Origin of the sequence: Spirillospora sp. NPDC046719, from assembly GCF_040645715.1 — a bacterium.
Lineage (GTDB): Bacteria > Actinomycetota > Actinomycetes > Streptosporangiales > Streptosporangiaceae > Spirillospora.
Window position 1 is genome coordinate 1 of the sequence record NZ_JBEYYT010000359.1, and the last position, 10,022, is coordinate 10,022.

Genomic DNA, 10,022 nt, shown 5'->3' on the forward strand with positions numbered 1-10,022 from the left:
GGGGGGGGCCCGCCCCCCCCCACACGGCCTGCCCGTCAGCTCACCAGAGCGTCAGAACAGCCTGGACAGCAGCGCCTCCTGCTCGGCCTGGTGCAGCTTGGCCGAGCCGACGGCGGGCGAGGACGACGCCGGGCGCGACACCCGCGACATCTTCAGCCCCTCGATGTGGTGCGGCAGCTTCAGCGCCATGAACGGCCAGGCGCCCATGTTCGCCGGCTCGTCCTGGACGAAGACCACCTCGACGCCGGCCGGGTACTTCGCCAGCTCCGCCCTGATCTCGTCGACCGGCGGCGGGTACAGCCGCTCGACCCGCACGATCGCGGTGTCGGTGGCGCCCGCGGCGTCGCGCGCCTTCGCCACGTCGTAGTAGATCTTGCCGGTGGTGAGCAGCACCCGCTTCACGCCCGCCGGGTCCACGGCCGGGTCGGCCTCCGGGATGACCGGCTGGAACGCGCCATCGGTGATCTGCTGCACCGGCGACGTCGCCGCCTTCAGCCGCAGCAGCGACTTCGGCGTGAACACCACGAGCGGCTTGCCCCGGCCGGACAGCACCTGCCAGCGCAGCAGGTGGAAGTAGTTCGCCGGGGTCGTCGGGTAGGCGACCGTCATGTTGTCCTGCGCGCACAGCTGCAGGTACCGCTCGATCCGCGCGGACGAGTGGTCGGGGCCCTGCCCCTCGTAGCCGTGCGGCAGCAGCAGCACCAGGCTGGAGCGCTGGCCCCACTTCTGCTCGCCGGACGAGATGTACTCGTCCACCACCGACTGGGCGCCGTTGGCGAAGTCGCCGAACTGCGCCTCCCACGCGACCAGCGCGTCCGGGCGGGTCATCGAGTAGCCGTACTCGAAGCCCATCGCCGCGTACTCGCTGAGCAGCGAGTCGTGCACGTAGAACTTCGACACGCCCTGCCCGAACTGCTTGAGCGGGGTGTACTCCTCGCCGGTCTTGCGGTCGACGAGCACCGCGTGCCGCTGCCCGAACGTGCCGCGCCGGGTGTCCTGCCCGACGAGCCGGACCGGGTGGCCGTCCATCAGCAGCGAGCCCATCGCCAGCAGCTCGCCGGTCGCCCAGTCGATCGCGTCGTCCTCGATCATCTGCGCGCGGCGCTGCAGGATCGGCTGCAGCCGCGGGTGCGGGGTGAACCCCTCCGGCAGGCTGACCTGCGTCTCGATGATCCGCTTGACGGTCTCCTGCGGGATCGCCGTGCCGGCCCCGCCGTGGTCGATCGGGATGCGCTCCTCGACGTCCGGCTTGACGACCGAGCCCGGCTCCAGGGGCTTCTTCACGGCCTCGCGGGTCTCGGTGAACGCCCGCTCCAGCTGCTCCTGGTAGTCGCGCAGCGCCTGCTCGGCCTCCTCGACGGTGATGTCGCCGCGGCCGATCAGCGCCTCGGTGTACAGCTTGCGCACCGAGCGCTTGGCGTCGATCAGGTCGTACATCAGCGGCTGGGTGAACGAGGGGTTCTCGCCCTCGTTGTGGCCCCGGCGCCGGTAGCAGACCATGTCGATGACGACGTCCTTCTTGAACGTCTGCCGGTACTCGAACGCCAGCCGCGCCACCCGCGCGCACGCCTCCGGGTCGTCGCCGTTGACGTGGAAGATCGGCGCCTGGATCATCCGGGCCACGTCGGTGGCGTACACGCTGGACCGCGAGTACTCCGGCGCGGTGGTGAAGCCGACCTGGTTGTTGATGATCACGTGCACGGTGCCGCCGGTGCGGTAGCCGCGCAGCTGCGACAGGTTCAGCGTCTCGGCCACCACGCCCTGCCCGGCGAACGCGGCGTCGCCGTGGATCAGGATCGGCAGCACCGTGAACCCGGCCTCGCCGACGTCCAGCAGGTCCTGCTTGGCGCGGACGACGCCCTCCAGCACCGGGTCGACCGTCTCCAGGTGGGACGGGTTCGCGACCAGCTCGGTGTGGATCTTCGAGCCGTCGTCGGCGACGAAGTCGCCGGACGCGCCCAGGTGGTACTTCACGTCGCCGGAGCCCTGCGCGCTGCGCGGGTCGAGGTTGCCCTCGAACTCGCCGAAGATCTGCCCGTAGGACTTGCCGACGATGTTGGCGAGCACGTTCAGCCGGCCGCGGTGCGCCATCCCGATGACGACCTCGTCCAGGCTGGCCTTCGCCGCCGCGGAGATCACCGAGTCCAGCAGCGGGATGACGGACTCGCCGCCCTCCAGCGAGAACCGCTTCTGCCCGACGAACTTGGTCTGCAGGAACGTCTCGAACGCCTCGGCGCTGTTCAGCCGGCGCAGGACGTGCAGCTGCTCCTCGCGGGACGGCTTGTCGTGCGGGACCTCGACGCGCTCCTGGATCCAGGCGCGCTCCTCCGGGTCCTGGATGTGCATGTACTCGATGCCGACCGTCCGGCAGTACGCCATCCGCAGCACGCCGAGGATGTCGCGCAGCTTCATGGTCGGCTTGCCGCCGAACCCGCCGGTCGCGAACTCGCGCTCCAGGTCCCACAGGGTGAGGCCGTGCTTGAGGATGTCGAGGTCGGGGTGGCGCCGCTGCTTGTACTCCAGCGGGTCGGTGTCGGCCATCAGGTGGCCGCGGACCCGGTAGGCGTGGATCAGCTCGTGCACCCGGGCGATCTTGGCGACGTCGTCCTCGTGGCCGGCGGAGATGTCCTTGACCCAGCGCACCGGCTCGTACGGGATGCGCAGCGCCTCGAAGATCTCGTCGTAGAAGCCGTCCTCGCCGAGCAGCAGCTCGTGGATGCGGCGCAGGAAGTCGCCGGACTGGGCGCCCTGGATGATCCGGTGGTCGTAGGTGGAGGTCAGCGTCATCACCTTGCTGATCCCCATCCGGGCCAGCGTGTCGGTGGACGCCCCCGCGAACTCGGCCGGGTACTCCATGGCGCCGACGCCGATGATCGTGCCCTGGCCGGGCATCAGCCGCGGCACCGAGTGCACCGTTCCGATCGTGCCCGGGTTCGTCAGGCTGATCGTGGTGCCCTGGTAGTCCTCGATGGTCAGCTTGTTGCCGCGCGCCTTGCGGACGATCTCCTCGTAGGCGGCCCAGAACTGGCGGAAGTCCAGCGTCTCGGCGGCCTTGATGCTCGGCACGACCAGCTGCCGGGAGCCGTCCGGCTTCTGCAGGTCGATCGCCAGCCCGAAGTTGACGTGCTCGGGCCGGACCAGCACCGGCTTGCCGTCCACCTCGGTGTACGCGGCGTTCATCTCCGGCATCGCCGCGAGCGCCTTGACGATCGCGTAGCCGATCAGGTGCGTGAAGGAGACCTTCCCGCCGCGGCCGCGCTTGAGGTGGTTGTTGATGACGATGCGGTTGTCGATCAGCAGCTTGGCCGGGACGGCGCGCACGCTGGTCGCGGTCGGCACCGCGAGGCTGGCCTCCATGTTGGTGGCCGTCCGGGCGGCGACGCCGCGCAGCCGGACCTCCTCGGCGCCCGCCGGGACCGGCGGCGGCGCCGGCTTGTCCGCCTTCGGCGCCGGCTTGGCGGCCTTGTCGGCCGGCTTGGCGGGGGCCTTCGGCGGCGACACCGGAGGCTGCGGTGTCGGCGGGGCGGCCGCGGTGCCGTTGGCGGCCGCGCCGGCCGCCGTTCCGGTGCTCGTCTGGGGTGCGCCGGGGGACGCGGGGGTCACGGAACCGGGCCGGGTGCCCGGCTGGTAGTCCGCGAAGAAGTTCCACCAGGCTTCGTCAACCGAGTTGGGGTCTTCGAGGTACTTCTGGTACAGCTCGTCGACCAGCCACTCGTTGGCACCGAAATCTGTGATCTTTGGGTCGGCACTAGTTTGCGACGACTCTGTCGACACGGCGGAGATCGCCCTCTTCCGCAGCTCGCAGGTGAGATAAGAGACCTATCAAGGCTACTCGCACTTGACCTCTTCCCATGCCAGCGCGTTGCGATTGCACCCCATTCCCCCGCGGCCACAGGGATCTTGCCGAAGCCGAGGCCGCGCCTCCGACAAGATCCACCGTCCGAAAGGTGACCGAGGTCACCCACCAGCCGCGCCCGAAGCCCCGGCCGCGCGCCGCCCGAGCCGTCGCGATCGCGTGCGAAGCCGGATTCGAGCGAAGCGAGAATCCGATCGCGCAGCGAGGCCCCCAGGGCCGAGTCGGAGCGATGCAGCGATCGCACGCATTGCCCGTTGAAGGGAGGGCCCCCAGGGCCCGACCGCCGAGGGCGATGCTGGAAAACTCAGTGGGTGTGCGGGGGGACGGTGGGGCCCTCGCTGGCCTGGACGAGGACGAAGCCCTGGCCCTGGTAGGCCAGCTGCATGGCCTCGCCGCTGCCGCGGCCGATGAGCGCGGCGGCCTTGAAGGTGCGGTTGACGCCGACCTGGAGGCTGGTGCTCCACGCCACCGCGGACTGGCCGTCGGCGAACGTGGGGGCGCGGCCGCAGTCGAGCATGACCGGGGTGCCGTGCGTGGTGAGCGCGACGAAGCCGGTGCCCTGGAGGGTGGTGTTGAACAGGCCGCCCGCGGCGATGCCGGCGCCCTGGACGCGCTGGATGTCGGACTGCAGGTGCGAGTCGTAGGCGAGGATGTTGGCGCCGTTGACGGTCAGGCCCTCGTTCTCCAGGTAGAAGAGGTGGATGTCGGCGGCGTCGTGCGCGACGAAGAGCAGGCCCTGGCCGCGGACGCGCATCAGCGGGACGCCCTCGCCGGTGACGGCCTTCTTGATGAACTTGCCGATGCCTCCGGCGCCCTCGTAGTCGAACTCCATCTGGCCCTGGAAGGCGACCATGGAGCCCTGCCGGGCGAGGACGTCACCGTTGAGGTGGACGCGGAGCATCTTGGAGTTCTGGAGGGCGAAGTGGCCGGGGAGCTGCTGCCCCTGGTCCATGTTTCCGAAGAACTGGCTGCGCATTGTCGGGGGTACTGCCTCTCACGTCGTGATCGTTCCGGAGATCCGCCAGCATAACGACGGGATCCGACCGGTACGACGTGAAGCGAGCGGCGTTCGGTTCCCGGTGTCAGCCGCCGGTGCGCGCGTCGCGGCCTTGCGGGGCCGTCCAGTCGACGAGCGGGCCCTTCGGGACGACCCCGGACGGGTTGATGTTGCGCTGCGTCACGTAGTAGTGCCGCTTGATGTGGTCGAAGTTCGTCGTCCCGCCGAACGCGGGGATCGAGTAAAGGTCTCGGGCGTAGGCCCACAGGTGGGGATGGTCGACGAGGCGGCGCTGGTTGCACTTGAAGTGCGAGTAGTAGACGGCGTCGAAGCGGGCGAGGGTCGGGTAGAGGCGGACGTCGGCCTCGGTGATCCGGTCGCCGAACAGGTAGCGGCGGTCCGCGAGCCGTTCCTCGAGCCGGTCGAAAGTGGCGAAGAGGGCGTCGAAGGCGTCCTCGTAGGCGTCCTGCGCGGTGGCGAAACCGGCCTTGTAGACGCCGTTGTTGACCGTGTTGTAGACGAGGTCGTTCAGCTCGTCGATCTCCGGGCGCAGCTCCTCCGGGTACAGGTCGGGGGCGCCGGGGCCGTGGAGCGCGGTGAACTCCGTCTCCAGCATCGTGGTGATGTTGGGGAAGTCGTTGGTGACCAGCCGCTGCGTGACGGTGTCCCAGATGCACGGCACGGTGTAGCGGCCCTCGAAGGACGGGTCGCTCGCCAGGTACAGCTCGGACAGGAACACGGCGCCGGTGACGGGGTCGCGGTCGGGGAACCGCCAGCCCCGCTCGTCCCTGATCGGGTCGACGACGGCGACGGGCAGCGCGTCCTCCAGGCCCAGCAGCCGCCGGACGATCAGCGAGCGGTGCGCCCACGGGCAGGCGTAGGAGACGAACAGCCGGTAGCGGCCCGGCTCCACGGGGTATCCGCTCGAACCGTCCGCGGTGATCCGCTCCGTGAACCGGTTCGGCTGCCGGACGAAGCGGCCCCGCTCGACTTCCTGTGCGGTCATGTCCGGTTCCTTCCGAAAGTCAACCGTGCGGTGCGACCGTCCGGGGGAGGCGGCCGGGACCCTGGAAGGAGGCGGCCGCCGGCCGGCACGCCTTTCCGGCCACCGGCAAGTCGTCCTTCCGGGGGATCCTGGACCACCGGCCCCGCGCATACGATAACCGTCGGCGGCCCGCGCCAAACGGGCTCGCACGATCGCATGGCACGCAGCAGGGGCCGGCAGCCGGAGGCGGTCCCGGACGGACGAGATGGCGGGGGACCATGCTCGAGACTTTCAACACCCTGGTGGACGGCCTGCCGCCCGGCCTGGTCTACGGGCTGATCGCCGCGCTGGTGTTCGCGGAGGCGGCGCTGTTCGTCGGGTTCGTGTTCCCCGGCGAGACGGCGGTGGTGGTCGGCGGCGTGCTGGCCAGCCAGGGCACGCTCTCGCTGCCGCTCCTGCTGGTCATCGGGGTCGTCGCGGCCGTCGCCGGCGACTCGGTCGGCTACGAGATCGGCAAGAAGTACGGGCCGCGGCTGCTGGACATCCGCGCGGTGTCCAAGCACCGCGCGAAGGTGGAGGGCGCGCAGGACCTGATCCGGCGGCGCGGCGCCGTCGCGGTGTTCATCGGCCGGTTCACCGCGCTGCTGCGGGCACTGATGCCCGCGCTGGCGGGCAGCTCCCGGCTGCCGTATCCGAAGTTCCTGCTGTTCAACTTCCTCGGCGGCCTGACCTGGGTCGTCACGTTCACGCTCGGCGGCTACTTCGCGGGCGAGGCGTTCGACCGCGCGGCGCAGTGGGCCGGGCGCGGCCTCGCGATCGGGATCGCGGTGATCGCGGTCGCCGCGATCGTGGTGTGGAGCGTCCGCAAGCACCGCCGGGAGGCCCAGGAGGAGGCCGAGGTCGAGGCCGATGATCCGGCCGGCGCGGGCGCCGAGGCGGAGTCCGGCGACGGCGGCGCGGAGTCCCGCGTCGAGCAGACCCTCCCCTGACCGTCCCGCCCCCGGGTCACAGGCCGTCCGGAACGGCGGCCTCCATCCGCCCGGTGACCGGCGGAAGGTCCAGGTAGGTGCGGATGCCGGGCTCGGCCGCGCAGACGACGGGGATCGAGTTCAGCGCGTGCGCCGCGGCGGCGGAGATCTCGTCGGACACCCACTCGTCGTCGGTGGTCAGCGTGATCGACGGGCGGCCGTGCACCCGCACCGAGTGGCCGGGTTCGCCCCAGTCGGGGATCCGCGCGGCGTCCGCCTTGTGGATCACCTCGACGCTGATCACCGGCCGCCCGCCGGCCAGCCCGCTGAACGTCCAGCGCGCCGCGGCGACCGTGCCGCGCGGGACCAGGCCCGCGGTGATCTCCAGGTCGGTGCCGGCGAGCCGGTAGTCCACGTCCACGTCGATCTCGTCGAGGTCCACGCCGAGCCCGGCGGCGACGAGGTGCAGGCTCTCGGTGTACAGCGACCGCATCGCGGTGCGGGTGGGGCGCAGCGAGCGCAGGAACGCCTCCTCGTCGCGGCCGAACCCGACCATGTGGTGGACCATCCGCCAGGACGGGTGCCGCGCGAAGTCGGAGCATTCGCGGGAGTAGACGTGGGTGATCCGGCGCGACAGCCGGGATAACACCAGCGGCATCACGTCCGCCATGAACCCGGTGTTGAAGCCGGTCCCGTGGACCGACGAGCCGCCCCGCTTGCACGCCTGCTCCAGCTCGTTGACCAGGGAGGGGCCGTGCGCCTGCGGGTAGACCAGGCCGTTCACCGAGATCACGTTCTTGCCGGAGGCCAGCAGCGCGCAGACGGTGTCGAGGTCGGCGAGCGGGTCGCCGGTGCGCCCCGGCGCGTAGACGACGCAGTCGGCGTCCAGGGCGAGGATGGCGGCGGCGTCGCGGGTGGCGGTGACGCCGGTGGGGGCGCGGCCGCTGAGCAGGCCCGCGTCGGCGCCGTCCTTGGCGGGCGAGTGCACCCAGACGCCGGCGAGCTCCAGGCCGGGGCGCTCGAGGACGCCGCGGATCACCGCGCGGCCGAGCGCGCCGGTCGCCCACTGCACGACGCGGTACGGGCGGGGGGCGCTGGACGCGTCGGCAGGGCTCATCGAGACGGGACCTCCGAAGTCGAGGCGGCACCTGTGCGGACCGGGCCGGGTTGCGCGGGTGGGTGTGGACACTACGCCGTACGTCCCGGGGAATGCGGCATTTGCCGCAAGTTTCACTGAAGTCCCACGAAGCACGGTGCTTGCCCGCGCGGCGCGCCGGGGAGGCATCGGAGGGGGCCGCGGCCGAGCGGGATTCGGTTCAGTGGTACCACTGGGTAACCCCCGGATGATTACCTGGGGGCGTAGTCGGTGCGATGTGAGGAGACAGGAATGTCGGAACTGCGCTACGACGGCCGTGTCGCGGTCGTGACCGGGGCGGGCCACGGCCTCGGCCGCCAGCACGCGCTGGAGCTCGCCGCGCGCGGTGCGAAGGTCGTCGTCAACGACCTCGGCGGCGACCGCTCCGGTGTCGGCGCCTCCGCCGGCCCCGCCCAGGAGGTCGTGGACGAGATCAAGAAGAACGGCGGCGAGGCCGTCGCCAACCCCGACAACGTCGCGACCCCCGAGGGCGCGCAGGCGATCGTGCAGACCGCGCTCGACGCGTTCGGCAAGATCGACATCGTGGTCAACAACGCGGGCATCCTGCGCGACCGGTCGTTCAAGAACATGACCGTCGAGGAGTTCGACGCCGTCATCGCCGTGCACCTGCGCGGCTCGTTCCTGGTCTCCAGCGCCGCCTGGCCGCACCTGCGCGAGAACGGCTACGGCCGCATCGTCAACACCTCGTCGCCCGCCGGCCTGTTCGGCAACTTCGGCCAGGCCAACTACGCCACCGCGAAGATGGGCCTGGTCGGCTTCACCAAGACCCTCGCGCAGGAGGGCGCCAAGTACGACATCAAGGCCAACGCCATCGCGCCGGTCGCCTGGACCCGGATGACCGAGGACCTGCTGCCCGCCGACTTCGCCGACAAGCTCGGCGTCGACCAGGTCACCCCCCTCGTCGCGTTCCTGGTGCACGAGTCCAACCAGGACACCGGCGAGGTCTACACCGTCGGCGGCGGCCGGATCGCCAAGATCTTCGTCGCGGAGGGCCCCGGCTACGGCCAGAAGGAGACCCTCTCCGTCGAGGCCGTCCGCGACAACTGGGCCGCGATCAACGCGAGCGAGCCGCTCGCGGTGTTCAAGAACCCGATGGAGCAGATGGGGCCGCTCATCCAGCAGCTGACCTCCTGAGCCCTTGGACGGGATCAGGCTCGACCGGCGGGACGGGGTGCTCACCATCGCCCTGTCCCGCCCGGAGCGGCTGAACGCCGTCGACGGCGCGCTGACCGAGCGGATGCTGGACGTCCTCAACGAGCTGCCGCGCGACCCGTCCACCCGGGTCGTGGTGCTCACCGGGGACGGCCGCGGCTTCTGCTCCGGCATGGACATCCAGGGCGATCCGGGCCAGGAGGCCGAGGAGGGCCGCGCCCAGCGGCTCTACCGCGGCATCGCCCGCGGCGGCGAGGTCACCGCGCGGCTGCGGGAGATCCCGCAGCCGGTGATCGCGGCGCTGCACGGCCCGGTCGCGGGCATGGGCGTCTCCTGGGCGCTGGCCTGCGACCTGCGGGTCGCCGACCCGACCACCCGGTTCGTCGTCCCGTTCGTGAACCTCGGCCTGTCGGCGGGGGACTGCGGGCTGTCCTGGCTGCTGCCGCGCCTCGTCGGCCCGGCGAAGGCCGCGGAGATCGCCTACCGGGCGCAGCGCCTCGACGCGGCCCGCGCGGAGGCGCTCGGGCTCGTCACCGAGGTCTGCGCGGAGGGCGGCGACCTCGACGCCGCGCAGGCGCTCGCCGACGAGCTGCTCGCCACGTCCCCGTACGGGCTGAGCCGCACGAAGGAACTGCTCAACATGTCCCTGGACGTCCCCGGCCTGCGCCGGCAGATCGCGGCGGAGACCGGCGTCCAGGCCCTCGCCTTCTTCACCGAGGACCTGGCCGAGGGCATGACCGCCACCATGCAGAAACGCCCCCCGCGGTTCAAGAACCGCTAGTGCCGCCTGCGAGCGACAGCGGCGGGGGGGCGCGGGGCGGCGGGGGCGCCCCCCCCCGGTTTGCCGCGGCCCCCCCCCCCCCGCCCCCCCGGGGCGGGGGGGCGGCGGGCGCGCCGCGTGGCGCCCC

Annotated in this window: 7 protein-coding genes; 3 read left to right on the top strand and 4 right to left on the bottom strand. The window is 71.5% G+C overall.

The window, feature by feature from the left end; translation table 11 throughout:
• Positions 1–51: 51 nt before the first annotated feature.
• The 3 genes from ABZ914_RS38830 to ABZ914_RS38840 all read right to left on the bottom strand — a co-directional run bounded on the left by ABZ914_RS38830 (position 52) and on the right by ABZ914_RS38840 (position 5,859).
• On the bottom strand, positions 52–3,774 hold the full coding sequence (locus tag ABZ914_RS38830) for a multifunctional oxoglutarate decarboxylase/oxoglutarate dehydrogenase thiamine pyrophosphate-binding subunit/dihydrolipoyllysine-residue succinyltransferase subunit (RefSeq protein WP_500199482.1): 3,723 nt from the start codon (positions 3,772–3,774) through the stop codon (positions 52–54).
• A gap of 386 nt (positions 3,775–4,160) precedes the next feature.
• Positions 4,161–4,832: an AIM24 family protein gene (locus tag ABZ914_RS38835; protein WP_190852513.1), complete on the bottom strand. Its 672-nt coding sequence runs from the start codon at positions 4,830–4,832 to the stop codon at positions 4,161–4,163.
• 106 nt (positions 4,833–4,938) lie between these two features.
• A complete protein-coding gene (locus tag ABZ914_RS38840) occupies positions 4,939–5,859 on the bottom strand; it encodes a glutathione S-transferase family protein (RefSeq protein ID WP_500199483.1) in 921 nt (306 codons plus the stop codon).
• A gap of 257 nt (positions 5,860–6,116) precedes the next feature.
• Here ABZ914_RS38840 and ABZ914_RS38845 point away from each other — a divergent pair, with 257 nt between their 5' ends.
• A complete protein-coding gene (locus ABZ914_RS38845; RefSeq protein WP_500199485.1) occupies positions 6,117–6,827 on the top strand; it encodes a DedA family protein in 711 nt (236 codons plus the stop codon).
• Between the two features lie 16 nt (positions 6,828–6,843).
• Here the strand turns inward: ABZ914_RS38845 and ABZ914_RS38850 are convergent, their stop codons facing one another.
• Positions 6,844–7,923 (bottom strand): NAD(P)H-dependent amine dehydrogenase family protein, encoded by a 1,080-nt coding sequence (locus ABZ914_RS38850; RefSeq protein ID WP_500199487.1) that lies wholly within the window; start codon positions 7,921–7,923, stop codon positions 6,844–6,846.
• A gap of 270 nt (positions 7,924–8,193) precedes the next feature.
• On the opposite strand from ABZ914_RS38850, the gene ABZ914_RS38855 reads away from it, so the two are divergent.
• Both ABZ914_RS38855 and ABZ914_RS38860 read left to right on the top strand, forming a co-directional pair.
• Positions 8,194–9,096 (top strand): SDR family oxidoreductase, encoded by a 903-nt coding sequence (locus tag ABZ914_RS38855; RefSeq protein WP_500199488.1) that lies wholly within the window; start codon positions 8,194–8,196, stop codon positions 9,094–9,096.
• A 4-nt stretch (positions 9,097–9,100) separates the two neighbouring features.
• Positions 9,101–9,895, top strand: a complete 795-nt coding sequence (locus ABZ914_RS38860; protein ID WP_433140250.1) for an enoyl-CoA hydratase/isomerase family protein — start codon at positions 9,101–9,103, stop codon at positions 9,893–9,895.
• Positions 9,896–10,022 lie beyond the last annotated feature (127 nt).